The following is a 26306-nucleotide window of genomic DNA, read 5'->3' as shown; positions in this document are numbered from 1 at the left end:
TCTAGAGCTCCTGGGCAAAATGGACAGCGAGACGGCGGAAGATGAGCTGGCCTCCGAGCAGGACTGCCAGAGAAATCAACAATGAAATAGGCAACCAGAAGACAATCAGGTTGGGTGGCAATTCCACCATGCCAACCCGGTCAGCACCCAGGGTGGGGTACCAGAATGCCCAGTGGAAGATCTCCACCGCTACCGTCATCGGATTCAACTGATAGATCCAGAACCATGAACCAAGTGCGTCCCGTGCCATGGTCCAGACGTACAGCACAGGGGACGCCCAGGTGACAACCATCAAGATCATGTCAACGATGTTTTCCGAGTCACGGAAGTAGACATTGACAGCGCCGAAGAGCAGTCCCAGTCCAGCGGCAAGAATGGCAACAACAATAAATGCCGCAATAGCAGCCAATAGTTGGAAGGCGGACGGTTGCCACCCCACCAGCAGGGCAGCACCAATCAAGATGACCACCTGCGGAAGAAAATGCGCCGCTGAAACCCAAATAGTGGAGACCGGGAAAAGTTCACGCGGCAGATAAATCTTGCGGATCAGGTCCCTGTTTTCCACAATTGAACGGGTGGAATTTCCCAACGCCTCAGTGAAAAAGTTGACCAGAACAATGCCAGAGAACAGGTAGATCGCGTAGTTTGGTGTTGCTTTTTGCAGGTTTAGGAAGATGCCCAGCGCCACGAAATAAATCATGAACTGCATGAGCGGCTTCACATACGACCACAAAAGACCGAGCACGGATCCGCGGTAGCGAACCTTGATTTCCTTGCGGACCAGCAGTTTGAGCAGGAATCTATTCGAGTAGACCCCCAGCAAACCACGCCCTTGTCCAGGGGTGGTCAGCTCATTTTTAACAACTGTCATTTACCGGCCATCCGCTGAATGCTCATCGAAGGTCTTCTTCCACGTTTCCATGGAGGTAATCTCCTTCACGGCACTCCTATAGCGCTCGGCCAGTTCGTCCCATTCCTTGACAAGGCGGACGTGCAGGCGTGCAGATTCTGCCAGCATGGAGCGCAGCATCTTCGGGTCGCGGCGGTACCAGGACATGCCTGTGCCTTCGGCGTTGGTGACCACCACCGAATCGTAGTGGGCCAGCCTGAACCAACGGCTGTCCCGGTGCGCCAAAACACCCTGCGGGCGCACTGCTGCTTCAGCGCCGGGGGTCTTGATGAGCTGACGCGCAACGGTTTTCAAGCCCCAGGAGACAAGATCCTTCTTCAACGGCATGCCGATGGCTTCCCCACCCATGGGCCCACGGCCCAACATGGGCGCCGGGAAGTCATCAACGTTTTCCTCCAGCTGCGCATCAGCGTACTGGGCGCGCAAGGCGTTGATCTCGGGGAGCTTGGTGGCAAGAACATCGTGCAGCTGCTCGGGGCCCTTGAAAATGTCCTTGAGCGCTTCCAGCCTGCCGTGCTCGGTGAAGTACTGCATGGATACCAAGTGTTTGACGTCTGCCTGCACAGACTCGCGCAGGACACGGCCACCCTTGGGGTAGGGGCTGTAGATCAGCGTGGTGATCAGGCGGTTGCGTTCGTGGAAGTAAGATTGCCAGCCCACCGTGTCGTCTTTGTCCAGCCAAGACACATGCCAGACAGCGGCGCCGGGAAGGGACACCGTGGCGAACCCCGCCGCCCGCGCTCGCAAGCCATACTCGGCGTCGTCCCACTTAATAAACAGGGGCAGGGACAGGCCAATTTCCTTGATCACGGCGGTAGGGATCATGCACATCCACCAGCCGTTGTAGTCAACATCGACGCGGCGGTGCAACCACGACGTCTGGCGCAGGTTGGCAACACTGAAGTCGTGGCGCATGTCCATGTCGGCGTGCGGTATGGCTGGAACTATGCGGTGCGGATCCACGACTTCACCAAAAGTGTGCAGGACGCTGCGATTGTGCAGGTCAAACATGTGCCCGCCCACGATGGTGGGATTCTTGCAATGATCGGCGAAGGCCAGCATGCGCAGGATGCTTTCCGGCTCAACCACGACGTCGTCATCGAGCAGGAGGGCGTAGTCGCTGCCGTTTTCCACAGCCTCATACATGCCGCGGGCAAAGCCACCGGAACCGCCCAGGTTTCCCTGGTCGATGATGCGAAGCTTTCCTCCCAAGGCGGCGCTGACCTCGGCAAAGCCGGCTTCGTCGCGCACCTTCTTGGAACCTTGGTCGACAATCAGGATTTCCTTGACGTTCTCGAGCGCGTCAAGGTTGTCAGCTAGGATGCGGGCGTTGTTCAGGCAGTAGTCGGGCTTGTTCATGGTGGTGATTTCAAGCGTCACCTGACCTGCCGGGCGCGGTTCCTCCAAGAGGGTCCACTGGGCTTCAACGAGGCTCATGCCGTCGTGGCCTGCGGCCAGGTCAAACCAGTACCAGCCGCCGTCGCCGAAGGGTACCAGTGACAGTTCGAAGACCGTGGTGGTGTCCCCATGGACACTGGCGCTTTCCACGTGCTGCGCCGATCCCCGGGAGTTGGACTTGCTGACCGTGACCGTACCGCCGCCTGTCGTGACGACCTCCAGACGGATGTTGCGCACATCGGTCCAGCGGCGCCAGTAACTGGCCGGGAAAGCGTTGAAGTAGGTGCCGAAGGAGATCTGCTCACCGGCACGAACGGTCATGGACCGGCGGGAGAGAATGTCGTCGAAGTGGACGCTGGCGCCGCCGGAGCTAAAAAGCTGGAGCTTGTCTTCGGGCAGCTTGGGGCTGCGGGCAAGTTCATCGTTTTCACGCAGGCGGATGCCACTGGCCGTGCCGGAATCCACATACAGGGGAACCGTGTCCACCTGGGAGTCCGTGGGCAGGATGACCCGCTGTAGGGTGCGTCGCCGCCGGGACTCTTGTGTCGCCGTCGTGCTTTCCAATTCTTCAGCCACGCTCACGCGTCAACCCCTCCGCTTTGCAGCTTCGCACCACCGGTGAAGTGCGGTTTGATCTTGTTGTCGTACATGCTCAGCGCCGAACCGATCGCCATGTGCATGTCCAGGTACTTGTAGGTGCCCAGGCGGCCGCCGAACAACACGTTGTTTTCGCCGTTGGCCAGGTCGCGGTAGGCGAGCAGTTTTTTACGGTCATCGCTGGTGTTGACCGGGTAGTACGGCTCGTCGCCCTTCTCGGCAAAGCGGCTGAATTCACGCATGATGACAGTGGCGTCCTTGGTGTAGTCTCGCTCGGGGTGGAAGTGGCGGAACTCGTGGATGCGCGTGAACTTCTGCTCCTCATCCGGGTAGTTCATGACTGAGCATCCTTGGAAGTCCTCAATCGGCAGTACTTCCTGCTCCAAGTCGATCGTGCGCCAGGAGAGGTCGCCCTCGGCGTAGTCAAAGTAGCGGTCAACCGGGCCCGTGTAGATGACGGGAACCTGGCCGGTGACAGCCTTGCGCGAGTATTCGCCGTCGTCAAAAAAGTCAGTGTTCAGGACCACTTCGATGTTCGGGTGGTCAGCCATCCGCTCAATCCAGGCGGTGTAACCGTCAACCGGCAGACCCTCGTAGGTGTCGTTGAAGTAGCGGTTGTCGTAGTTGTAGCGAACTGGCAGGCGGGAAATGATCGACGCCGGCAGGTCCTTGGGGTCCGTCTGCCACTGCTTGCCTGTGTAGTGCTTGATGAACGCCTCGTAGAGGGGGCGGCCAATGAGCTGGATGCCCTTGTCGTTCAGGTTGCTCGGGTCGGTCCCGGCCAACTCGCCTGCCTGCTCCTGGATCAGCGCGCGCGCCTCACCCGGGCCCATGGCCGAGCGGAAGAATTGGTTGATGGTGCCTAGGTTGATGGGCATCTGGTACACCTCGCCCTTGTGGGCGGTGTACACCTTGTGCTGGTAATTGGTGAACGCCGTAAAACGGTTCACGTACTCCCATACACGCTCGTTGGAGGTGTGGAAGAGGTGCGCGCCATAGCGGTGCACCTCGATGCCCGTCTGTGCCTCGTTCTCACTGTAGGCATTGCCGCCGATGTGGTGGCGGCGGTCAAGGACAGCCACCTTCAATCCCAGCTCGGTGGCGGCACGTTCTGCAATGGTCAGTCCAAAGAAACCCGAACCGACGACGACCAGGTCAGCGTTCACAAACTCTCCTGTGGTGCTTGATAGCGATAAGCGGGCACAAAAGTGCCACGGACTATCCCCCTAGGTTACCCGAACGTTATCCTTTGCCGGTTCCCACGTAGGCATCCTCACATAGTCCGGCGCCGCCGCTTCCTCCACAGGGGCAGCCCGCGATCCCCGTCCCCACAATGTACGACGCCGGAACCCGCCGCCGCTTTCAGGGTGCCTACGCTCGTGGAACAGGTTGCGGCCGATGGCTGACCGGAACTGGTTTTGTTCGGGCTTGTTTGCTTTTGTTCGGGAGGCGCGATGTTGTTGGAGATTACCGTGGTGGCCGGGCCCGGCGCCATTCCATTTCCCCCGGCGGAGCTCACCGTCACGTGGCCGCAAGGCCCCCAGGCGAAAGGCTGTACGGGCCGGTCCCTGCAGCGCGCGCTCGAACGGCACTGGCCCGGGTGTCTGTTCACCGTTGGCGGCGATATGCTCGCGGGCCTGCAGCCGGGGATCGCACCCCTGGTCAACGGTGCGGTTGTGGTCAGCTGGCCCGCCGTCTCAGGCGCAACTGATGCTGCCGTCAGTTCGGGCGCGGGCACCGTCTCCGCCTCCGATGCGCGCCAGTCACCGAGCACCGTCGGCCTGACGGTTCCGGCAAGGGGCATCGCCGCCGTCCTTTCCGTATGTTCCGGGCCGGGCGCGGGAGCCGTCTTTGCCTTGCATCGGGGCAGTTTCACCTTCGGTCGCGGACGATGCCAGTTATCGGTAGCCGACCCTTCCCTCTCCAGACACCACGGCACCGTGCATGTGGGGCCCCGCAACATCATGTTGGCCACGGCCCCCGGATCAAGTGGCTTCACCTTGCGCCGCACCGACGGCTCCCCGACTGCGAGCGCAGTCCCCGTCAAGGGGACGGTGGTTCTTGAAGTGGGCTGCGTGGTTGCTTGCGGCAGCACTGCCTTTGAACTGCGTGTCCCGGATGCGGGCTTGGCTTCGCCCGCTGCGTACTCCTTGCCGGATGGCGGCCCATGGCTTCTCGATCCGGCAGCATTGGAACCTTTGGTGGTGAAGAACCCTGCAGGGGCTGCGCGTAACCGTGTGGCCATGCTGGTTGCAGGCCTTTTTCCATTGGTGGTGGGTGTTGTGCTGGCATTGGTGACGGGTTCGTGGATGTTTCTGGCGTTCTCTGCCATGGGCGCCTTGACCGTGCTGGTGCCGGTCCTGGGTGGTTCCAGGCGGCGCAGGATCTTCCACACCGAGGTGGAGCGCGCCGCACGGCAGGACGCCGCTCGCCGGTCCCGTTTGTTCCCTGACGCCGGTTCATTGGTGTTGGCCTCCGGGGTCTGCGGGTCGGCGCAGGGTGCTTCACCGCCCCGGGCCAGACCGCCCGGGACGGCAGTTGCCCTGCGCATCGGTTCCGCAGCCCAGCCCGCAGCTGTTGCCGTGTCACCTGACGATCCTGCGTTTCCCGCACCGGTTGTTCAGCATCTTCCTCTATGCATTCCGCTGGGTACGGCTCCTGTCACTATCACCGGCCCGGCGACTGCTGTGGTGTCAATGCTGAACCATGCCTTGATGCAACTTGATGCGGCCTCCGTGCCGGTGGTGCTGTTGGGCCCCGCCGATGCCATTCCCCTCGCGGCAAGGTTCCTGCCCCTCACATGGCTGGCCACGTCGGTTCCTAACGCCAATTCGGTGTTGGCTGAACTTTGCCGGGACGCACCGGGCGGAAGCCCTCCCGCAGTCCTTGTTGCGGTCAATGTCAAGGTGGGGCCCTTGCTGGCATCCATACCCGGCCTGCGTGTCGCCTGCTTTGACGTTCCTGCTCCCGACGCCTCGGGCATCACCTCGGCAGGCTCCGTGCCATCAGCCGCTGAGGGTTCCGTGGCGGAGGGCGCAGTTGCCCTGCGGTCCGAGGGCAACAACGTTGTGGGCACCCATGACGGTCATGACTTCATTCCTGACGGTGTGCCGCCTGCAGTGTTCGATGCCTATGCACGCCGTCGGGCCTGGACCGCCGGGAAATCCGTTGGAGACGGCGCATCGGCGTCTTTGGAACAGTGGTCCCTAGCGGCGAACATCTTGCCCCGTCCCGGGCAGTGCTCGGTTGGCGCCGTGATGCGTGCATGGGCGGTCACCGCCGGCGGACCCCTTTCCCCTGTTCCGTTGGGCCAGTCGGGCGCAGGTCCGCTCATGTTTGATTTCCTGCGCGACGGCCCGCACCTGCTGGTCGGCGGAACGACGGGATCTGGCAAGTCCGAACTGTTGCGCACCCTTGTGGGCAGCCTTGCACTCGCCCACTCCCCCGCGGACCTGCAATTTGTTTTCCTCGATTTCAAGGGCGGCGCCGGACTGGCCGTGTTGGGGAAACTGCCCCATACAACCTCGCTCATCACCGACCTGGGTGGGCACGGGATGGACCGTGCCCTGGCATCGCTGCGTGCCGAAATCCGCCGCCGTGAGGCTGCGCTGGCCTCCGTGGAGGCAGCCGATAGCCGTGCGTACCGGGCCGCGGTGCAGGGCAACGATGCCGCCACCGACCCTGGACGCCACACGATGGCGCACCTGGTAGTGGTGATTGACGAGTTCAGGGTGCTGGTTGACCAGTTCCCCGACGCCATGGCCGAGCTAATGCGCATCGCCGCAGTGGGCCGGTCCCTGGGCATCCACCTCGTCATGGCAACGCAACGGCCGCAGGGTGCAGTCAATGCCGATATCCGGGCCAACGTCACCAGTTCGATCTGTCTGCGGGTCCAGTCTGTGTTCGACTCAACAGATGTCATTGGCACCGGGGCGGCCGCGGGCATTGGCCCGGACACGCCAGGCCGAGCCTACATCTGCAGGGCTGGCGGGGCGCCGGAGGAGTTCCAAAGCGCCACCTTGGGCCGCCCTGGAGCTGCCGGAGGGTTGTTGCCCACCGTTGAGCCCACCCGAGACCGGCTCTCGGCGTCCCCTCTTGCGCTTGGCGCCACGGACACCGAATGCGACGTCCCGGCCGTGGCGGGGCTGCTGGCGTCGGCCTGGCAGGAAGTGGTTTCATCGGGTGCCCGGCAGGACAGGCCCGGATCCCGGCACCCGGGGCCTTGCCCGGCGCCGGCCGTTGTGGCTCCGGAGCTGCCGGCAGCAATCGAGTTTCCCGAACGCGCCGGTTTGGCAGACGCCGTCGAACGTGGTGTGGCGCTGGGGTTGGTGGACGTTCCGCAGCTCCAGAAGCTTGAACCATTGCTGTGGCACCCGCAGCTGCAGTCGCACCTTGCGTTCATTGGCACATCATCGGAGACTGCCAATGCCGTGTCGCTCGTGGCCGGACAGCTTCTTTCGGCACGCGCACAGTCTGCCGATGCCGATACTTGTCCCTGGCTGTTGTACCTGCTCGACGGGGACGGTTCACTTGGCTGCTGGGCGGACAGTCAATGGGTGGGGAGCTGCATCACCCCCCATGATCTGCGGACGGCCGCGCACCTGGTGCGGCGCCTGGGCCAGGCGGCACTGACCTGCCCCGACACCTTTGTCCTGTGCATCTCGGATTGGGGCCACTGGGTGACCGCCCTCCGGTCGAGCCCGTGGCACGAGGCAGAGAACGGCATCTCCGAGCTGCTCCGATTCAGTCCGACAAATGTCGTCGTGGTTCTCGGCGGCGGCCGGGAGCTTGTGACATCACAGTTCATGGCGTCCATTCCCAACCGGCTGTACCTCACGTGTGGCAGCAGCTCGGAATCGACCATGCTGTGGCCCCGGCTGCCCCGCTTTACTCCCTTTCCGGGCCGGGCGGCCATTGCCGGGCCGGTCAACGAAGCGGTCGGGTACGGCGCGCAGGCCGAACCTGAGCTGCACATTGCGCAGCTGGGCCGGGCACCCGCTGCCGTGATCCCCGGCGACGCCCGGATCACGGGCACAGCTGGAACCGCGGGCAAAGCAGTGTCAGGCGGACGAGGGGGCCCCACCTTGTCCGTCTCTCCCCTGCCGCGGTCGCTGACGATGGCGGAAATGCTGGGGGTGGTTGCCGGGCAGCACGGCCCGCCGGGGCACATTGTCACAGAGGCTGACGCCCCACGCCCTGCCCGAGGGCTGCACGGTGCAGGACCACCCAGCCGCCACGCAATCCACCTTGCACTCGGACTCGGCGGCGACGGCCGCCACGTGGTGGGGCTTGCCCTGGCCCCTGGGACTGTGCTGCCTGTCATCGGCGGGCCGGGGTCGGGGAAGTCGAGTTTTCTCGCTGCGTTGGCACTGCTGAACGGCAGCTCCATGGCGGGGGCAGCCGGGGCTGCGGAACCGGACGCCCTGTACAGGATGGCCCCAGCTGGTGAACCGGACATTGCAGTGCAAGATGCCGGGATCCTGATGTTCGACGATGCCGCTTCCCTTCCACCAACGGAGTTGCAGGCGGCAACGCAGGCCCTGGCATTGGGCACCTCACTGGTCGCCGCGTTCCCCTACCCGGGTCCGGCATTGTCGGCGCTGCCCCTGGAATGGGGGCTCAGGACGGCCCAGCAGGGCGTTGTGCTCATGCCGCAACGCCCGGGAGATGCAGATCTCTTCGGCGTGCGGCTCGACACTGTCGGCGCTGAGCCGCCGGGACGCGCCGTGCTGATCGAGCACGGGCGGCACACGTGGTTTCAGTTCCCGTTCATGGAGGTGGTGTCATGAGTCAGCAACGAGCCACAGGCCGGGAGGAAGCGGCGGGTTGGCAGGACTACAGGACGGTGTGTTCGGCGCCTGTGCGCTGGGAAAAGGCCACAACCCTGGGCGTAAAGAGGTAGTAGGAGGCAGTCACCGCGGGCAGCAACAGAACCAGGCCCATCAGGATGTTCCCGTCAAGCAGCGCCGGGACGGAGATGGCAACCATCAACAGCTGCCAGACAAATGCTGCCGACCTCGTCCACCGCATGCCCTTGTAGGCATTGACGGACACAGCGGCCAGGCCCGCGGCCAGCCCGGCAAGCAGCACGATCAAGAACACGCCGCTGGCAACGGAGATCATGGGCTGGGTAAAGGCCAAGAGAATGGACCAGACGGCAACGAGCCCCAGCGCCAGGGCTTCCAGCCCCACGACGGCAGCGACAACATAAACGCCAACGGGGCGCCCATTTCCGTCGTCCGGGGAGGGTGTTTTGGCCGCGCCGGAGTCCACGGAATCGGGCATGTCGGCGGGGTTTTTGGGATCGCTTTGCACATCAGCACCCTATCGGAGTTTGCTGAGGGGCGCCTATGTGATGGTGAACTATTGTGATGCATCGCTCATGGTTATAAGCTAATATTTCCATCCTTACCCCTTGTTTACGCTGAGTTAACATGACACGCTTAAGTCAATGACCTAAAGGGGCCCAGAAGGGCCTTTTCTTATGTGGCCTAAAGTGAATTTTTTCACAAGATGCCTGCCGTTCTAAAAGGAGTGAGTGATCAGCATGGACTGGCGTAGTCGCGCAGCCTGCCTCGACAAGGACCCGGAACTGTTTTTCCCCGTGGGAAACACCGGCCCTGCCTTGTTGCAAATCGAGGAAGCGAAGAGCGTATGCCGTCGCTGCCCCGTGATTGACACCTGCTTGAAGTGGGCTATTGAATCAGGACAGGACGCAGGAGTTTGGGGCGGCTTGAGTGAGGACGAACGCCGCGCCATGAAGCGCCGCGCAGCCCGCGCCCGCCGCGCCAGCTAATTCGAGCACTTTCAAAACTGGCCCGCAGTAAACGACAAAAGACACGTGAAAACGTGAATTTCGCCGTTTACTGCGGGCCAGTTTTTAATGCCTGCTGATCAGCGCCATTTGCAACTCCACCACTGTGCCACCGCCCTCGCGCGGCGACCAGTCGATGGTGCCGTCCAGTTCGCTCTGGACAAGGGTCCGCACAATCTGCAGGCCCAGCCCCTCGGCGACGTGCCCCTGCGGCAGCCCCACGCCGTCGTCGGCTATCCTCACCGTCAGTGCGTCGTCGCCGGAGTTGTTCTTGTACCGATCCGCCGACAGCCACACAGTCCCTTCCCTGTCCTGCAGGCCATGTTCGACGGCGTTTGTCACCAGTTCGTTGATCACCAGTGCCAGTGGGGTTGCGAAATCGCTGGGCAGTTCCCCAAAGGCGCCCTCACGTTCGGTGCGGACCCGTTTGGACGGTGAGGCCACCTCGGCCGACAGCCTGAACTGCCTGTCAATCAATTCGTCAAAGTCAACGTTCTGGGCAAGGCCCTGGGACAAGGTTTCATGCACCAGGGCGATCGTTGCCACGCGGCGCATCGCCTGCTCGAGTCCCTGCTTGGCTTCCTCACTGTGCATGCGGCGCGACTGCATGCGCAACAGTGCGGCCACCGTCTGCAGGTTGTTCTTCACCCGGTGGTGGATCTCACGGATGGTGGCGTCCTTTGTCACCAGCTCCTGTTCCCGGCGGCGGAGCTCGGACACGTCGCGGCACAACACCAGGGCACCAAAACGCTCGGTCCCGTCGCGCAGCGGAATGGCGCGCAGCGACAGGCTCACCCCGCGGGATTCAATTTCCGTGCGCCACGGCATCCGCCCCGTGACAACCAGCGGCAGTGACTCATCGACCATGCGGCGGTCCTTGAGCAGCTCGGTCGTGACCTCGGCCAGGGACCGCCCTTCCAGGGATTCGCCGTCGCCGAGCCTGCGGAACGCTGATACACCGTTGGGGCTGGCGTACTGCACAATGCCGTCAACATCCAGGCGCAGCAGGCCGTCGCCCACGCGAGGGGCGCCGCGTCGGGAACCCGTGGGCGAGGCGAAGTCGGGCCACAGGCCCAAGGTACCCATTTTCAGCAGGTCGTAGGCGCACTGGCGGTAGGTCAGTTCAAGGCGCGAGGGCATGCGTGAACTGGAGAGGTCCATGTGGCTGGTGATGACGGCCAGGGTACGGCCGTTGCGCACCATGGGGATGGCCTCGACCCGCATGGCCACGTCGACGTTCCAGATCTTTGTCTCGTGGGAGCGCTCAATGTTCTGGCTCTTCCACGCCGTCGCCACCAGGGGTTCAAGCTCCGGCTGGATGCGCTCCCCCACAAAGTCCGCGTGGAACATGGTGTGGGACGTTGACGGACGCACATGCGCAATCGCCACATGGCCCTGCCCATCGCTGCTCGGGAACCACAGGACCAGGTCGGCGAAGGAGAGGTCGGCAATCATCTGCCAGTCACCCACCAGCAGGTGCAGCCATTCGGCGTCGCCCGGATTCAGGTTAGGACTTTCCCTGATCATGTCGCCAAATATTGCCATGCCGGCTCCTCAAAAGAATGGTGGCGGTGCCCGCTGAAACCCAGCGGGCACCGCACAACTAGTTGCAGTTTTTCATGCCGCAACCGCACAAATTACGCTGGCGCGTCAACGCCGCACTATTGAACGCAAGAGCCTCAATGCTACCGACAACGACGCCATGTCATCTTGTTCAAGCTCGTTGACCTCGGCAAACATCTTCACCGCCCGGCCCAGCTGTTCCTGGTTTTGGGCTTCCCATGCCTGGATCCGGTCCATGGCGGGCTCGCCTACGCCGGTGCTGTCCATGACGTTTCGGGTCATGTCGGCCGTGGTTGCATACAGGTCATCACGCAATGCCGCGCGGGCCAGTGCCTGCCACCTGTCGTTGCGCGGCAACGCCGTGATGCGTTCCAGCAGTGCGTCCACACCGTAGCGGTTGTACAGCGCGTAGTACACGCCGGCCACTGCGACCTGCGGTTCCTCCAGCGATTCGCTGACAATTGCCACATCCAGCAGCGGGAAGGTTTCGAAGAGTTCGGCCCAGCGGCGTCCCAGCTCCGCGGGCATGTGGAAGGATGTGGCACGGTCGTACCACGTCCGCACCCTTTCCTCATCGACGCCCTGGAAGAAGTCGCCCATGTGTGTGCCTAGGGAGCCGACAACCGGCTTGAACCGGTTCACGACATCCTCGATGCTTTCCTTGCCAATGCCTTCATTGACCAGCCAGCGGACGGCCCGGTCCAGCAGGCGGCGCATATCCAGCTGGACAGTGCACCACTGCTCGGTCGGGAAGTATGGCGGCAGCTGCCCCAATGCCTTGGTCATGGAGTCAAAATCGAAGATTTCATGCAGCGCCACAAATGCCTTGGCGATGACAACATCACTGGCGGAGGATTCCTCCATGGTCCGGAAGGCAAAGGTGATGCCGCCGAGGTTGACCATGTCGTTGGCCACTACCGTTGCAATGATTTCCTTGCGCAGCGGATGGGTGTCCAGTTCAGCGTCAAAGCGCTCGGCCACTTCCTTCGGGAAGTAGCGGCGCAGCGTTGCCTTGAACCAGGGGTCGTTGGCCAGGTCGCTGGTGCTCAGGGACTTGGCCAGTTCCATCTTCGCGTAGGCAAGCAGGACAGCCAGCTCCGGCGACGTCAGTCCCTGCCCGGCAGCCACGCGTTCCTGCAACTCTGCGTTGGTGGGCAGCCCCTCAAGTTTCCTATCAAGGTCGGCGTGCTCCTCGAGCCAGTCCATGAATCGCTCATAGCTGGGGCTCCACTCGGCAACCCGTTGGCGGTCGTTGAGCAGCACCACATTTTGCTCAATGTTGGTCTCCAGCACCAGGTGCCCGATCTCATCCGTCATGGACATCAGGAAGTCGGAACGCTCCGCGGGATCAAGTTTGCCGGCGGCAACCATGCGGTCCAGGAAGATCTTGATGTTGACCTCATGGTCGGAGCAGTCCACCCCGGCAGAGTTGTCAATGGCGTCGCTGTTGAGGATGACGCCGTGCAGGGCCGCCTCCACGCGGCCTAGCTGGGTCATGCCAAGGTTTCCACCTTCGCCGATGACCTTCACCCGCAAGTCCGCGCCGTCGACACGGATGGCGTCGTTGGCCTTGTCACCGACCGAAGCGTTGCTTTCTCCGCTTGCCTTGATGTAGGTTCCGATGCCGCCGTTGTACAGCAGGTCTGTGGGTGCCAGCAACACGGCGCGCAGCAGTTCAGGCGGACTCATTTTCACTGTGCCTTCGGGCAGGCCAAGCGCGGCAACAACTTCAGCTGAAATGGGGATCGACTTCAGCGAGCGGGAGAACACGCCGCCACCTTCGCTGATGAGCTCCTTGTTGTAGTCCTGCCACGAGGACCGCGGCAGCTCGTACAGGCGCTGACGTTCCTCGAAGGACGGGCCGGCAACAGGGTTCGGGTCAAGGAAGATGTCCCTGTGGTCAAACGCCGCAACCAGGCGCGCGTGGCGGGTCCGCAGCAGGCCGTTGCCAAAGACGTCGCCCGACATGTCGCCGACGCCAACCACAGTGAACTCCTGGGTCTGGGTGTCGACGTCGAACTCGCTGAAGTGGCGCTTCACAGACTCCCAGGCTCCGCGCGCGGTAATGCCCATTTCCTTATGGTCATAGCCCACAGAGCCGCCCGAGGCGAAAGCGTCCCCGAGCCAGAATCCGTAGTCGGCGGAGATGGCGTTGGCGGTGTCGGAGAAGGATGCCGTGCCCTTATCGGCCGCAACCACCAGGTAGGTGTCGTCGCCGTCGTGGCGCACCACGTTCTCAGGCGGCACCACCACTTCGCCGTTGGGCGTGGCGACCAGATTGTCGGTCACGTCAAGCAGGCCTCGAATGAACGTCTTGTAGCTTTCCTTGCCCTCGGCCATCCAGGCACCGCGGTCAATGGCCGGGTTGGGGAGCGCCTTGGCGAAGAAGCCGCCCTTGGCGCCCGTGGGGACGATGACGGCGTTCTTGACCGTCTGCGCCTTCACCAGGCCGAGCACCTCGGTGCGGAAGTCCTCACGTCGGTCGGACCAGCGCAGCCCGCCGCGGGCCACCTTGCCGAAGCGCAGGTGGGTGCCCTCGACGCGCGGTGAGTACACCCAGATTTCGAACATGGGCTTGGGCGCGGGAAGACCGTTGATGGTGGACGGGTCCAGTTTGAGGCTCAGGTAGTCGCGGCCGCGGTAGAAGTTGGTGCGCAGCGTTGAATCGACCAGGTTGGCGAAGGTGCGCAGGATCCTGTCGGCGTCAAGCGTGGGGACGTTTTCCAGTGCGGCATTGAGGCGTTCATGCACCTCCGCCTGCATCCCGGCGCGGGCGGCGTCGTCAATTGCTGGGTTGAAGCGTGCCTCAAACAGTTCGACGAGCCCGCGGGTCACGGCAACGTTTTGCAAAAGCGTGGTGGCGATGAAGCCAAAGGAGTTCGTGTTGCCCATCTGGCGCAGGTACTTGGCGTAGGCACGCAAGATGGTGATCTGGCGCCATGCCATGCCCTCGGTCAACACCAGGCGGTCGAAGTGGTCAGACTCGCTGCGCCCCGTGATGGCGGCACCGAATGCCTCGGCGAGCAGCCCGGCGGTTGCCAGTGGGTCGACCCCTGCCGGGTACTTCAGGCCCAGGTCATACAGGAAGAAGTCACGCTTGTCGGCGGTCTCAATCTCAAAGGGGCGCTCGTCGATGACTTCCAGGCCCAGGTTGTGGAAGAACGGCAGGATGGTGCTCAGGGTCTGCGGATGCGCCATGTACAGTTTGACGCGTGCGTCCTCGGCCGCCTCCTCAGGGTCGCGGTGGACCGGCAGGTAGACGTGCATGCCCGGGGCGCACTTGTCGGGGCTCATGCCTTCGGCTGCAACTGCCTTGTAGCTGGCGTCGAATTCCTCAAAACGGGCGATGTCGGCCAGCGCCTCCTCAACCTCGAAAGCCACCCGGTAGCTGGTGGGGAAGGCTTCGGACCATTTGGCCACGAGGCGTTCGGCGTCGTCGGGGGACTTTGAATCGCGCAGCACCTGGGCAATGCCTTCGGGCCAGGAGCGGGCCGCACGCACCAGGCGCTGCTCCAGTTCGGCCACTTGCAGGTCGGCAGGCACCAGGTAGGCCTTGGGCAGGCGGATGCGGAAGAACAGGCGGGCGAGCGCCGATTCACTCATGCGCGCCTCAAAGTCAATGGAGACGGCGTCGAAGGTGCGGGTGAGTTCGTCCTCGATGCGGTGGCGGACGTTGGTCGTGTAACGGTCGCGCGGGATGTAGACCAGGGCCGACATGAAGCGGCCGTAGATGTCCGGGCGCAGGAACAAGCGTGTACGACGGCGTTCGGCCAGCCTCAGGATGCCCTCGGCAATCTCGATCAGGTCCGAAACCTCGATCTGGAACAGCTCATCGCGCGGGTAGGTCTCAAGGACGGCGAAGAGATCCTTGCCCGAGTGCGAGTTGGGCGGGAAGCCAAAGTGGCGCAGCACGGCGTCGACCTTTTCGCGCACGACGGGAATGTTGCGCACCGATCCGGTGTAGACGGCGGAGGAGAACAAGCCGATGAAGCGCTGCTCGCCGTTGACGTTGCCCTGGGAATCAAAGGACTTGACACCGATGTAGTCAAGGTAGGCGCCGCGGTGGACGGTGGAGCGCGAGTTCGCCTTGGTGATGACAAGGACCCGCTTTTCGCGGGCCTTGCGCTGGCCGGTTGAGGTCAGGTGCTGCACCGTCGGGTGGCTTGAGCCGTCCCGCAGGAGGCCAAGTCCGCTACCTTCGCGGTTGACGAGGACGTCCTCGCCGTCGCGCTTGTGCAGGTCGTATTCACGGTAGCCAAGGAAGGTGAAGTTGTCGGCCTCCATCCAGTGCAGCAGGTCTTCGGCTTCGCGCAGGTCCACGAGTGATTCCCCGGCGAGCACCGTGGCCAGGATTTCGGCTCGGCTCAGCGCCTTTTCGCGCATGGCGGGCCAATCTTCAACGGAGGCCCTGACATTGCCGAGAACCCTGTCAAGCCCAGCCAGCAGCTCGGTTTTGGCGTCCTCACCAATCTTGGGAATTTCAATGGCAATCCATGATTCCAGGAAGGAGGCGTTCTCGCCGTCGCCGAGAAGGTGGGCGATGTTCGGCATGGCCGAGGTGTCTCCGCTGGCAACCCCTGCATGCGAGGGAACCTTTGTCACCTGGGTCATGGTGTTGCTCACCTTGTCGCGGGACACCACGAACACGGGGTGGGTGACGAGGTGGATGGCAAGGTCCTGCCGGACAAGTTCGGCGCTGACCGAGTCCACAAGGAAGGGCATGTCATCGGTGGTGATGTAGACCACGCTGGCGTCGCGCTCGTCGAGGACCTCCACATTGGCCTGGCCGGGGGTGCGCTGTGCTGCGAGGTCCTGGTGCGCAAACGCCCTGGCGTTCAACAGCTCCGGATCGTAGAGAGCGGCGTCCTCTTCGGATAGTTGCACAAAGTAGTCCGCAAGGAACGACTGGCCGCCAAACTGCTTTTGATCCTGCACAGGCACGTTGCCGGGTGAGTGCGATGACATGAAATAACGCCTCCGTGGAAGAGATGAGGCCGCTTCCTTGCGGCCGTACACCTGAGCCTAGCCGCGAATTTCAACCCTTGCTGTGGCGTTTGTTACAGCACCTTTTGCATTCCGTTGGTCAGCTGCACAACTCATGGCGCGGATGCCGCGGCTCAGCGCGGAATCGGCCGCGATCTCCAGCAGGAGCCGCCCCTCGAGCAGTGCCCTGTCCGTCAGTTCCGGGTCCCAGGGCAGGAAGTGGCTGATGCCCCGGGCCGGCCCAAACCGCTCCCAGGCCTGCGCCAGGGACTTTTCCGGCCGCCCGCCCACCGCCCTGCGCCGTACCTTGTTGACAACCACCCGTACGTCGGCCGCCGGGCAGGCGCTTCCCAGCTCGTGCAGTCCCCTGATCAGCCGGGGAATGCCGACGGGGTCGCCGTTGCCCACCGCATAGACGATGTCCGCCTGCGCCAGGACCATCAGCGTTGCCGCATTGCGCCGCGGGGCCACTGTGTCATAGCTGAGTTCCTCGTCGCTCTCCAGTGCGAACCCGCAGTCCACGACGACCAGGTCCGCCATGCCCCGCGCCAGGTCCAGGACACGTTCGACGGCGGCCGCCCGCAACTCCGGCCACCGGTCCGCCCGCGTCAGTCCTGTCAGCAACGAAAAGGTGCCGCCGGAAAACACCACCTGGGTGGCGGTTTTGGCCAACTGCGCGGCACTGAATCCGCCCTGGTCGGCGGCCCTGCAGGCCTGCGCAAACGACGCCGACTCATCCAGCAGCCCCAGAACCGCTGCAATGCTCGCGCCATAGCTGTCGGCATCGATCAATAAGACAGAGCGCCCGGCTGCCGCCTGCTCGGCAGCGAGGTTGACGGCAAGTGTTGTCCGCCCCGGCGAACCAATGGGCCCCCACACGGCGACGAGGGTGCCGGGTGGGGCTCCGGCCTCGGCTCGGGGGCCGGCGCTGTTGGCTGCTCGGGCAGGACCGGCGACACGGTGGCCCTCTGATGCAGGCGACGTTCCGTGGCTGCGCCCGAGGTGCAGGCCCCGCGCCATCCTGCCAGCCAGCCCGAGGGGCTTCGGTGCGGTGGCGGGACCTGCTCCCTTGCCGAGGCCCGCTTCGAGGGCAACGTCCCTGCGGGCTGCATCCGGGCCGGCATGGAAACTCACGGCGCTGCCCACCCCGGCACGTGAATCCCCCGTAATTGCGGCATCCGTGATTGGCGCAGTTCCGTCAGCGCCGACCTCGGATGTAGCCGTCGGGTTCTCACCTGCATCACCGCCGGTGGCCACGTCCACCGCGGACGGTGGGGGTCCGGCGTCGTGCGTCAGGGCAGGGGCGTCCGCTGCGGCTGGGACGGCGTAGCCTGCCGACCCCGGATGCCGCCTGCCCTCAACGGCGGCACGGATGGCGTCACCGAGCAACCCGGCAGTGACCTGCTCCGACACGGCGCAGGCGCCTATGCTGCGTAGGCGCCGGGCCTCCTCGGCGGATGCCGCGACAGCCACGACGCTGACCCCCACGGCCGCGAGCCGGTCAACAAGGGTGGCCGTCAGCTCTTCGGCAAAGGCGGCAACCACTGCCACCTGGGCAAGACCGCTTTGGCAGGCCGCGAGAAGTTCTGCCAGTTCGGGGCACCGCCGCACAATGTGCACCTGGCCGGGCCGCCGGGCGAGTTCGTCAATGACAGCCGCCGCCGTGTCCCCCACCGAAACAACCGTCACGGGCTTCAAGGGGCCGCCCCGGGATTCCACACCACCGAAATCTTTGCCTTGTTGGCCACGGCACCAAGGAATTTGGGCATTTGCGCATCACCGAGCAAGACCATCAGCTGCGTCTTCTTGCCGGAACCGAGCGAGGAGGTGCCTGTGTTTAGCGCTGCCACTTCGGCCCCTGGGAGCATGAGGACTGGTATTTGGAAGCCGTTGCTCTGATCGGGCAACGCGACCCAGACATCCACAAAAGTGCCCGCAAGCACTTCCTTGGGCAGGGGTTCCTCGATGGTGATCGGGACGGGCTTGCGGTCAAGGGCATCCGTTGGCCCAATGCTGGAGCGGGAGACAAGCTCCCCCTTGGGCACCATGCGCACGGCCACGGCTTTTTCGGGGAGGGCCGCCCTGGGGTTGAGGTACTTGTCATCCACCTCGCCCAGCTGGACCTGGACGATGGTGAAGGAGTCAGTTGTGATCCTCTGGCCGACAACCAGGGCCTCCTTGGCTGCATACATGGACACCGTCCGCCCGGCGTTTCCCACCAGCGCCACGACTCCGGCCACTGAGGCAAGGACCATGAGAATGCCGATCAGGAGGCGGGGGTCCTTCCACGACGGCTTCCTGAGCCGGGGTGCCGCTCCGTGCGGTTCAGTCACCATAGTTCCTCCCCTGTGGAAACCCGCCGCCACGTGGTGCAGGACGGTGTTTTTCACCGCGGCCCTGGTTGCAACCAGTGTGGGCAGCCTTGCGAGAAATTGCTGCCGTCTACCATTTCTACCGTCGATCGGCCCGCGGTGAAACCCCTGCGGGGAAATTCTCGCGAATCTGTGGACAAGTCAGGCGGCTGCCGGTTTCGCACCCGGACCCTTCGCCGGGGCTGTGGATATCGATGTCGAACCTCGTCAAACGGGCTCAAAAGGGGGACAATGGGCTTATGCCCCGTTTCCTGACATTGGCCGACGTTGCCGAACAACTGCAAATATCAGCAGCAGCGTGCTACGCGCTGGTCCACAGCGGCGAACTTCCTGCCTTTCAAATTGGCGGCCGCGGCCAGTGGCGCGTGGATGAAGCCAAGTTTGAGCAGTTCATCGAAGACCGCCATGCCGCCGCCCGCGCCATGCTTGCCGCCGAAAATCCCACGCCCGCAGGCTGAGACCCCGCCTGCCCAGCCCATGTGTCTGCCCTGCCACCCGGGCCGGTGCCGGCTCAGAATTCGTTGTCGGGCGAAGACGCGATCGACACCAGCGCCTCGATGGGGACCACAATGCTTCCCTGGGTGTTCCCGCGGTCACGGCTCACGCCGTCGGCCAATTGCATCAGTTGCACGTAATCCGCACCCACCTGGTCAAGCACCCCACGCACGATGGACGGCCGCCCGCTGTCCAGTTCAATGACAACCGAAGACCTGTTGCGGGTGAGAATGCGCAGCGCGGCGGCCAAGGTGAAGGAAATTTTCGACGGCGCACCGGCCCGCCCCTGACCCGTTCCCTGCATGCGCAGGATCTTTGCCAGGGGCAGCAGGACCGACCTGCCGTCCTCGTGCAGCAACACCCATTGGGGCTCGACCTTGCGCATCTCACCGTGAAATGCCGTTCCGTTGCGCATGACCACCGAAAGCCTGCTGCCCACGGCGCCGCGCAACACCTCGGCGAGCGTCAGCTGTGAGGCCTCAACCCGCGCCAACTCGTTGATCTGGCGCTCCAGGTCCTGCTGGGTGGCCGCGTGCAGTTGGGCTTCCAAATCACCGAAGAGCAGTTCCCATCGCATGGCGTCACGCTAGGCCCGGCCGGCCCTCCCGTCAACCACACGCAGGCGGCAGAGGCATTGAGTGCGCTGTCCACAATCTTGCCCGGGGCTATGGACACATCATGTCAGAGGGTTCAAAATGAGCTATACAACATCAAATGTTGTCAAACGATGTTAAAACAGTTCAAAGGGGAGTTAAGGTGAAGCGGCAAATCCTTGCGGACATGGCCATGACAGTGGCAATCCTCTTTCTCGGCGCGTCACTGGTGTACAGCGGCGGCTCATTGCTGCGGCTCCGCATGGGCGGCACTGGAGCAGCCGCGCCGCTGGGCCTGCCGGAATTGCTGGGGGTGGGATGCGCCGGCGCTGGCATTGCACTTTTGTGTTGGTGGCTGGCCGCCCTGGCCTGCGCGTTCATTTCCGGCGTCGCAACATCGCGGGGAGCACCACGGCTCGCGGCCGTCACCGGCGCGTTCTCCCCGGCGTTCATGCGCCGGGTTGTCATTGCGGTGCTGGGCGCGAACCTGCTGGCAGCACCGATGGCCAATGCTGCGCAGGCCCCGGGCATCGACCCCCTGTGGCATCCCGAAACCGTGGCAACCGCACCGGCCACCCCTAGCGGCGATGGCGCAGTCCATGATGCGCTGTCATCCGCCGCGGCCACCCCGGTTGAACCCCGGTGGGTCCCCCACACGGCCGAAACGGATCCCGACCTCCTGGCCCGCCCGTCCACCCGGCCCGGCGCAGGTGCAAGCCCAAGCACAAGCCGCACCGATGCAGGCGGCGCCGGGGAAACCGATGTGGTGGTCAAGGGCGGCGACAGCCTGTGGAGCATCGTTGCCGCAGCGCTGGGGCCCTATTCGAGCGACCTGGACGTGGCCCTGGCGTGGCCCGGCTGGTACACGGCGAACCGCGAGACCATCGGCCCCGATCCGAATATCATCCTGCCCGGCCAGGTGCTGCATGCACCGTCGGGACGATAGCAGCCCTGATTGTCAATTCCGAAGCGGACTGCCCCAGGAGCAGTTTCGCACAGTGCAAGGGAGCACCCCATGAGTACAGTAGCGACCTCCGAAGAAACCCGGCCCGCCCTGTTGGTGGCCAGGCCCGTTCCGCAGCCGGCTACCCACCCGGATGGGGGCGGAGGGATCGTGGTAAAAATGCCCCGCCGCGAGGAGCCTCCGGACCCCGGGAAGGATCGGCGGGCACCAATCCCGGCTCCGGTCGGAAGCCTTGACCCTGAAGGCGCCGAACGGGCCGTGGTGGGCGCGATGTCAGCCAAGATTGCCCAGGCTGCCCTGGAAGTGCTCAGCGGGGTCAGGTCGGTGCAGCAGCTCGGCCGCTGGCTGGACACGAGGTGCCTGAGTGCCCTGACAACCCGCGCACGCCTCCATGCCCAGGCATACAGGGCGCAGGTGCGCCGCCACAGCGATGAGGCGGTTGGCGGCAATGTGCAAACGCTCCACCACCAGCCGATCGTGCACTCCGTCCACTGCAGCCCGGTGTCGCCAGGGGTCTTTGAAACGTCGGTGGTGATTGCCGATAAGACGCGCTTTCGGGCCATAGCCATGCGCTTTGAACTGCACGGTGGACTGTGGAAGGTCACGGCCCTGCAGATCGGTTAGCCCCCGACGAAAAAAGCCGCCGCTTGCGTTTAAAGCCACCGCTCCAAGGGTGGCTTTAAACGCAAGCGGCGGCTTATTTGACGCGGGCCGCTGACCTCAGAGGTCAGCGCTTTTTCTTTTTCTTGCTTCCGGTCTTGCTTGCCGGGCGCTTGGCCGACGGCGGGAGGCCGTCTCCGCTGCGGCGTTCAATGTGTGTTTCAGCCTCGCCCTGGGCATCAGGGGCCGTGAACTGCAGCTGGGCCGGACGGGCCGGGGCTTCCAGGCCGGGGGCCGTGATGTGCGGGGCGTGCTCGTCAGCGCCGCCGCCGGAGACGCGGTCCATCAGCGCCGAGGGCGCGTCGGCAACCACGCCAACAGCGGTCTCCGGCGCGTTTTCGACCTGGACCTCGAGGTTGAACAGGAAGCCGACGCTCTCCTCGCGGATGCCTGCCATCATGGACTGGAACATCTCGAAGCCTTCGCGCTGGTACTCGACCAGAGGGTCGCGCTGGGCCATGGCGCGCAGGCCGATGCCTTCCTTGAGGTAGTCCATCTCGTAGAGGTGTTCCTGCCACTTGCGGCCAACCACCGACAGCACAACGCGGCGTTCAAGCTCGCGCATAGTGGCCGAGCCCAGGGCAGCTTCGCGTTCCTGGTAGGCAACCCTGGCGTCGGAGAGCAGTTCGGCCTTGAGCGTTTCTGCCGTGATGCGGCCTTCACCGCCCGCCTCTTCGGCAATCTCATCGACCGTCACTGTGACGGGGTAGATGGTGCGCAGGTTGGTCCAAAGGGTATTGAAGTCCCAATCGCCTGCGTGCCCGTTACTCAAGGTCGCGTCAATGATCTCGTTGACGGTGTCCTCCAGGAAGTGCTGGACCTTTTCGTGCAGGTCATCGCCTTCGAGGATGCGGCGGCGGTCGCTGTAGATGGCTTCACGCTGGCGGTTCAGGACGTCGTCGTACTTCAGGACGTTCTTGCGCTGTTCGGCGTTGCGGCCTTCAACCTGGCCCTGCGCCGAAGCGATAGCCTTGGAAACAAGCTTGGATTCAAGTGCAACATCGTCAGGCATGGATGAACGTGACATGAGGCGCTCAGCGGCACCTGAGTTGAACAGGCGCATCAGGTCATCTGTCAGCGACAGGTAGAAGCGGGACTCGCCAGGGTCGCCCTGGCGGCCTGAACGGCCTCGCAGCTGGTTGTCGATGCGCCGTGATTCGTGGCGCTCGGTGCCCAGGACGTACAGGCCACCGGCCTCGAGGACAGCCTCATGCTCGTCCTTGACTGCCAGCTTCGCAGCTTCGAAGGCGTCGTGCCAGGCTGCCTCGTACTCCTCAGGGGTCTCCTCAGGATCGAGCCCGCGCGCAGCCAGCTCGGCGACGGCGTTGAACTCGGCGTTGCCGCCGAGCATGATGTCGGTACCGCGGCCGGCCATGTTGGTGGCAACGGTGACGGCGCCGCGGCGGCCTGCCTGGGCGACAATGGCGGCTTCGCGGGCGTGGTTCTTTGCGTTCAGGACCTCGTGCTTGACGCCTGCCTGTGCCAACTTCTTGGACAGGTATTCGCTCTTCTCAACGCTGGTGGTGCCCACCAGGACCGGCTGGCCGGTCTCGTGGCGCTCGGCAATGTCGGCAACGACGGCGTCGAACTTCACGACCTCGTTCTTGTAGACGAGGTCCGACTGGTCCACGCGCTGCATGGACTTGTTCGTCGGGATCGGAACAACACCCAGCGAGTAGGTGCCCATGAATTCGGCAGCCTCGGTCTCGGCCGTACCTGTCATGCCGGAAAGCTTGTCGTACAGGCGGAAGTAGTTCTGCAGGGTCACCGTGGCCAAGGTCTGGTTCTCAGCCTTGATCTCCACGCCTTCCTTGGCTTCAATGGCCTGGTGCATGCCCTCGTTGTAGCGGCGGCCGGCCAGAATACGGCCGGTGTGCTCGTCAACGATCAGGACTTCGCCGTCCATGATGACGTAGTCCTTGTCGCGCTTGAACAGTTCCTTGGCCTTGATGGCGTTGTTCAGGAACCCGATCAGCGGGGTGTTGGCGGACTCGTACAGGTTTGAAATGCCGAGGTAGTCCTCAACCTTTTCAATGCCCTCTTCCAGGACACCGACTGTGCGCTTCTTCTCGTCGACCTCGTAGTCCTCGTCGGCGTTCAGGCGCAGCACGACCTTGGCGAACTCGCCGTACCAGCGGTTGGCGTCGCCCGAGGCTGGACCGGAAATGATCAACGGGGTACGGGCCTCATCGATCAGGATCGAGTCAACTTCATCGACGATCGCAAAGTTGTGGCCGCGCTGGACCAGCTCATCCTTGCTCCACGCCATGTTGTCGCGCAGGTAGTCAAAGCCAAACTCGTTGTTTGTGCCGTAGGTAATATCTGCCGCGTACTGGGCGCGGCGCGTGCCGGGGTCCTGGTTGGAAATGATGCAGCCGCTGCTCTGGCCAAGGAAGCGGAACACCCGTCCCATCAAATCCGACTGGTATTCGGCCAGGTAGTCGTTGACCGTGACAACGTGGACACCCTTGCCGGAGAGCGAGTTCAGGAACGCTGGGGCTGTCGCCACCAGGGTCTTGCCCTCACCGGTCTTCATTTCAGCAATGTTGCCAAGGTGCAGCGCGGCACCGCCCATGAGCTGGACACGGAAATGGCGCAGTCCCAGGGTGCGCGAGGATGCCTCACGCACGGCGGCAAAGGCCTCCGGGAGCAGGTCATCCAGCGTCTCGCCATCCTTGTGGCGGGCTTTGAGCTTGTCTGTTTCCTCGCGCAGCTCGGCGTCGGTGAAGGTCTGAAAAGAGTCCTCCATCGAATCAATGGCGTCCGCAAGGACATTGAGTCGTTTAAGCGTCTTGCGATCGCCCGTGCGAAGGACCCGCTCAAGAAGTGATGGCACGAAATTGCTCCCAATCTATTGCACCTAAAAGTGGCGTGTTCAGTCTACGTGAGAAGACGCACAGCTCGCCGCCAGTTTCCGCAGATTCCCCAGATGGGGTGGCGCCGGCGCCGGCCGGGTCAGGCCAGGGCCGCGGCCAGCGCCGCTGCAAGATCTCCATGGGCAAGCACGACCACCTCGCCAAGTCCCAGCCAAACGGCCATGTGCGCCAGTTCCCCGGCAAGTTCGACGGCGGTGCGCGCCGGTGCGCCTGGCTCGGCAAAGGCGCCACGCACCTCAAGCCTGCCGCCTTGCCTGTCGGCCTTGAGGTCCACGCGGGCGACGATGTTCTCGCCCAGCAGAAACGGCAGCACGTAATATCCGAACTTTCGCTTCTGGGCCGGCGTATAGATCTCAAGCCTGTAGTGGAAACCGAACAGCTGCTCCAGCCGGCGGCGCTCAAACACCAGTGAATCGAAGGGGCTCAGCAAGGCTCGTGCCTGTGCCGTGCGGGGCACCGTTGCCTTGACGTGGACGTACACATCGGCGTCCCAGCCGCTGACAGTGACAGGCTCCAGCTCGCCCTTGCGCACAAGGGCCGCCACGGCGCCGGCACTTTCCTTCACGGGCAGGCGGAAATAGTCGGCAAAACACCTGACGGTGCCAATGCCATGGGCCTGTGCGGCCGCTGCAATGAGACGTTCCATGGCCTCGGCCTTGTTCGGGTTTTCCTCGCAGGCCGCACGGACGGCGGCAGGAAGGACCTTGCCCACCAGGGAATACCTGCGTTCAAACTGGTCGTTGCGGGACGCTGCGCTGACCACCCCCTGCTCAAAAAGCCCTTCAAGAGTTCGCTTGACGGCACTCCAGTTCCAGCCCCAGTCGTCCCTGTTGTTGTGTTCCTCGTGCCCGATGCGCCCCTTGACCTCGCGGGCCGTCAGCGGCCGGCTGCCAGCGAGCAGTTCAAGGATCTGCGCCTCAAGGGTGTCCCGCACCCCCGGTTCGAGGCTGTCAGCGCCCACCCAGGTGCGGTTCTGCCAGACCCGCAGGTCGTGGAAGTGGACGGGCCTGATGAAGCTGGCCTCGTGCGCCCAGTACTCCATCATTTTTCGTGGCGCCGCGCCGGCCATCCGGGAAAGGATGTTGGGGTCGTAGTTCCCCAGCCGGGAGAAGAACGGCAGAAAGTGGCTGCGGGAAATGATGTTGACGGAGTCGATTTGGACCAACTGCAGCTGCGCAAAAGTCCGGCCCACGGCCCGTGCGGTGACGGGTTCCGTGGACCGGACTCTTGCCAATCCCTGGGAATTGAGTGCGAGGCGGCGGGCCTGGTTCAGGCTTAGCCGTGCTTGCATTCGGTGGTTCCCTTAGGTCTTGGTGTTGCGCTTGGGTTCGCCAACCGCGGATCAGACCCTGACGGGCTCATCCGGCGACCGGTAGGCGGAGATCTCCTCTGCACCGTCTGCGTTCTCATCCAGGGATATGACACCGTAGGTCCAGCCCTTGCGGCGGTAGACCACAGAGGGGATGCCGGTTGCGGAATCGACGAACAAGTAGAAGTCGTGTCCGACCATTTCCATGTTGTCCACTGCGTCATCGAGGGACAACGCGGTGGCGGGGAAGACCTTCCGGCGGATCAGAACCGGTGAGTCGCCGGCGGGGATGTCGTTTTCGATGTCGTAGGGCGACTTCTCCTCGACAACGTCAGGGGTGGTCTGTGCGTAAATCGGTTCGGAACTGCTGACGGGAGCCAGCGATCCGGTTGCCTCGTTCACGGCGACCGGGGCGTGCCGGCCATGGTGGACCTTCTTCTTGTCCTTTGCCCTGCGGAGCCGTTCGAGCAGCTTCCCGTAGGCCAGATCAAAAGCAGCAAACTTGTCCGTTGCGGCAGCTTCTGCACGGATCACTGGACCCCGACCCACAACCGTCAACTCCACCGTGAGCGGAGCCTCTGCAGTGCGGGCCTTGCTCTCCTTGGAAACCTTCACATCAACACGCTGGACCTTGTTCGCCAGCTGTTCGATCTTCGTGAGCTTCTCGCCGGCATATTCGCGGAATCGGTCCGAAACGCTCAAGTTGCGACCGGTGATCATGAACTCCATGGTGCCCTCCAAATATTTCGGTGACACAGCGGCTGGCTAGCTA

General features: G+C 63.5%; 17 protein-coding genes. 5 read left to right on the top strand and 12 right to left on the bottom strand.

Annotated features, from left to right (window positions below):
• Position 1: 1 nt before the first annotated feature.
• Genes AAGW05_RS00600 through glf form a run of 3 tightly spaced genes read right to left on the bottom strand, consistent with a single transcriptional unit; the run spans position 2 to position 4071 of the window.
• Positions 2-871: an ABC transporter permease gene (locus AAGW05_RS00600; protein WP_411802522.1), complete on the bottom strand. Its 870-nt coding sequence runs from the start codon at positions 869-871 to the stop codon at positions 2-4.
• Positions 872-2890 carry a glycosyltransferase gene (locus AAGW05_RS00595; protein WP_411802521.1) on the bottom strand — a complete coding sequence of 673 codons (2019 nt, stop codon included), beginning with the start codon at positions 2888-2890 and terminating at the stop codon, positions 872-874.
• Positions 2887-4071 (bottom strand): UDP-galactopyranose mutase, encoded by a 1185-nt coding sequence (glf, locus tag AAGW05_RS00590; protein ID WP_411802520.1) that lies wholly within the window; start codon positions 4069-4071, stop codon positions 2887-2889. The genes AAGW05_RS00595 and glf overlap by 4 nt, the downstream gene beginning before the upstream one ends.
• 288 nt (positions 4072-4359) lie before the next feature.
• Here glf and AAGW05_RS00585 point away from each other — a divergent pair, with 288 nt between their 5' ends.
• Positions 4360-8694, top strand: coding sequence for an FtsK/SpoIIIE domain-containing protein (locus AAGW05_RS00585; protein WP_411802519.1), 4335 nt, complete (start codon positions 4360-4362; stop codon positions 8692-8694).
• A gap of 46 nt (positions 8695-8740) precedes the next feature.
• Here AAGW05_RS00585 and AAGW05_RS00580 read toward each other — a convergent pair whose 3' ends face one another.
• Positions 8741-9220, bottom strand: coding sequence for a hypothetical protein (locus tag AAGW05_RS00580; protein WP_411802518.1), 480 nt, complete (start codon positions 9218-9220; stop codon positions 8741-8743).
• 232 nt (positions 9221-9452) lie between these two features.
• Here AAGW05_RS00580 and AAGW05_RS00575 point away from each other — a divergent pair, with 232 nt between their 5' ends.
• On the top strand, positions 9453-9701 hold the full coding sequence (locus AAGW05_RS00575; protein ID WP_038469266.1) for a WhiB family transcriptional regulator: 249 nt from the start codon (positions 9453-9455) through the stop codon (positions 9699-9701).
• 84 nt (positions 9702-9785) lie between these two features.
• Here AAGW05_RS00575 and AAGW05_RS00570 read toward each other — a convergent pair whose 3' ends face one another.
• The 4 genes from AAGW05_RS00570 to AAGW05_RS00555 all read right to left on the bottom strand — a co-directional run bounded on the left by AAGW05_RS00570 (position 9786) and on the right by AAGW05_RS00555 (position 18601).
• Positions 9786-11264: a sensor histidine kinase gene (locus AAGW05_RS00570; RefSeq protein WP_411802517.1), complete on the bottom strand. Its 1479-nt coding sequence runs from the start codon at positions 11262-11264 to the stop codon at positions 9786-9788.
• Positions 11265-11369: 105 nt separating this feature from the next.
• Complete coding sequence (locus AAGW05_RS00565) at positions 11370-16247, bottom strand: NAD-glutamate dehydrogenase (protein ID WP_411802516.1); 4878 nt, start codon at positions 16245-16247, stop codon at positions 11370-11372.
• Positions 16248-16304: 57 nt separating this feature from the next.
• Positions 16305-17984: a CpaE family protein gene (locus AAGW05_RS00560; RefSeq protein WP_411802515.1), complete on the bottom strand. Its 1680-nt coding sequence runs from the start codon at positions 17982-17984 to the stop codon at positions 16305-16307.
• The gene (locus AAGW05_RS00555) at positions 17960-18601 is read right to left on the bottom strand and encodes a hypothetical protein (protein WP_411802514.1); all 642 of its coding nucleotides are present in this window, start codon (positions 18599-18601) and stop codon (positions 17960-17962) included. The genes AAGW05_RS00560 and AAGW05_RS00555 overlap by 25 nt, the downstream gene beginning before the upstream one ends.
• A 275-nt stretch (positions 18602-18876) precedes the next feature.
• On the opposite strand from AAGW05_RS00555, the gene AAGW05_RS00550 reads away from it, so the two are divergent.
• Positions 18877-19095 (top strand): helix-turn-helix domain-containing protein, encoded by a 219-nt coding sequence (locus AAGW05_RS00550; RefSeq protein ID WP_411802513.1) that lies wholly within the window; start codon positions 18877-18879, stop codon positions 19093-19095.
• Between the two features lie 53 nt (positions 19096-19148).
• Here AAGW05_RS00550 and AAGW05_RS00545 read toward each other — a convergent pair whose 3' ends face one another.
• Entirely contained in the window at positions 19149-19709 is a 561-nt protein-coding gene (locus AAGW05_RS00545; RefSeq protein WP_411802512.1) for a hypothetical protein, read from the bottom strand.
• A 179-nt stretch (positions 19710-19888) separates the two neighbouring features.
• Here AAGW05_RS00545 and AAGW05_RS00540 point away from each other — a divergent pair, with 179 nt between their 5' ends.
• Positions 19889-20671 (top strand): LysM peptidoglycan-binding domain-containing protein, encoded by a 783-nt coding sequence (locus tag AAGW05_RS00540; protein WP_411802511.1) that lies wholly within the window; start codon positions 19889-19891, stop codon positions 20669-20671.
• A gap of 69 nt (positions 20672-20740) precedes the next feature.
• Positions 20741-21313: an Rv3235 family protein gene (locus tag AAGW05_RS00535; protein ID WP_411802510.1), complete on the top strand. Its 573-nt coding sequence runs from the start codon at positions 20741-20743 to the stop codon at positions 21311-21313.
• 103 nt (positions 21314-21416) lie between these two features.
• On the opposite strand, the gene secA is transcribed toward AAGW05_RS00535, so the two are convergent.
• From secA to hpf, 3 genes are all read right to left on the bottom strand, one after another.
• Positions 21417-24185, bottom strand: a complete 2769-nt coding sequence (secA, locus tag AAGW05_RS00530; RefSeq protein WP_411802509.1) for a preprotein translocase subunit SecA — start codon at positions 24183-24185, stop codon at positions 21417-21419.
• 119 nt (positions 24186-24304) lie between these two features.
• Positions 24305-25516, bottom strand: a complete 1212-nt coding sequence (locus AAGW05_RS00525) for a winged helix-turn-helix domain-containing protein (RefSeq protein WP_411802508.1) — start codon at positions 25514-25516, stop codon at positions 24305-24307.
• 51 nt (positions 25517-25567) lie between these two features.
• Positions 25568-26263 (bottom strand): ribosome hibernation-promoting factor, HPF/YfiA family, encoded by a 696-nt coding sequence (gene hpf, locus AAGW05_RS00520; RefSeq protein WP_411802507.1) that lies wholly within the window; start codon positions 26261-26263, stop codon positions 25568-25570.
• Between the last annotated feature and the right edge of the window lie 43 nt (positions 26264-26306).

Origin of the sequence: Arthrobacter sp. LAPM80, assembly GCF_046736435.1 — a bacterium.
Lineage (GTDB): Bacteria > Actinomycetota > Actinomycetes > Actinomycetales > Micrococcaceae > Specibacter.
The sequence above is the reverse complement of the archived record's forward strand: the minus strand, read 5'-3'. Positions and strand labels throughout refer to the sequence as shown.

Bases quoted from the DNA above. Each gene is read 5' to 3' on its own strand.
- AAGW05_RS00570 (WP_411802517.1), bottom strand. From the start codon at position 11,264: ATGGCAATATTTGGCGACATGATCAGGGAAAGTCCTAACCTGAATCCG.
- AAGW05_RS00525 (WP_411802508.1), bottom strand. From the start codon at position 25,516: ATGCAAGCACGGCTAAGCCTGAACCAGGCCCGCCGCCTCGCACTCAAT.
- AAGW05_RS00585 (WP_411802519.1), top strand. From the start codon at position 4,360: ATGTTGTTGGAGATTACCGTGGTGGCCGGGCCCGGCGCCATTCCATTT.
- AAGW05_RS00545 (WP_411802512.1), bottom strand. From the start codon at position 19,709: ATGCGATGGGAACTGCTCTTCGGTGATTTGGAAGCCCAACTGCACGCG.
- AAGW05_RS00555 (WP_411802514.1), bottom strand. From the start codon at position 18,601: ATGGTGACTGAACCGCACGGAGCGGCACCCCGGCTCAGGAAGCCGTCG.
- AAGW05_RS00575 (WP_038469266.1), top strand. From the start codon at position 9,453: ATGGACTGGCGTAGTCGCGCAGCCTGCCTCGACAAGGACCCGGAACTG.
- hpf (WP_411802507.1), bottom strand. From the start codon at position 26,263: ATGGAGTTCATGATCACCGGTCGCAACTTGAGCGTTTCGGACCGATTC.
- AAGW05_RS00550 (WP_411802513.1), top strand. From the start codon at position 18,877: ATGCCCCGTTTCCTGACATTGGCCGACGTTGCCGAACAACTGCAAATA.
- AAGW05_RS00565 (WP_411802516.1), bottom strand. From the start codon at position 16,247: ATGTCATCGCACTCACCCGGCAACGTGCCTGTGCAGGATCAAAAGCAG.
- AAGW05_RS00600 (WP_411802522.1), bottom strand. From the start codon at position 871: ATGACAGTTGTTAAAAATGAGCTGACCACCCCTGGACAAGGGCGTGGT.
- AAGW05_RS00535 (WP_411802510.1), top strand. From the start codon at position 20,741: ATGAGTACAGTAGCGACCTCCGAAGAAACCCGGCCCGCCCTGTTGGTG.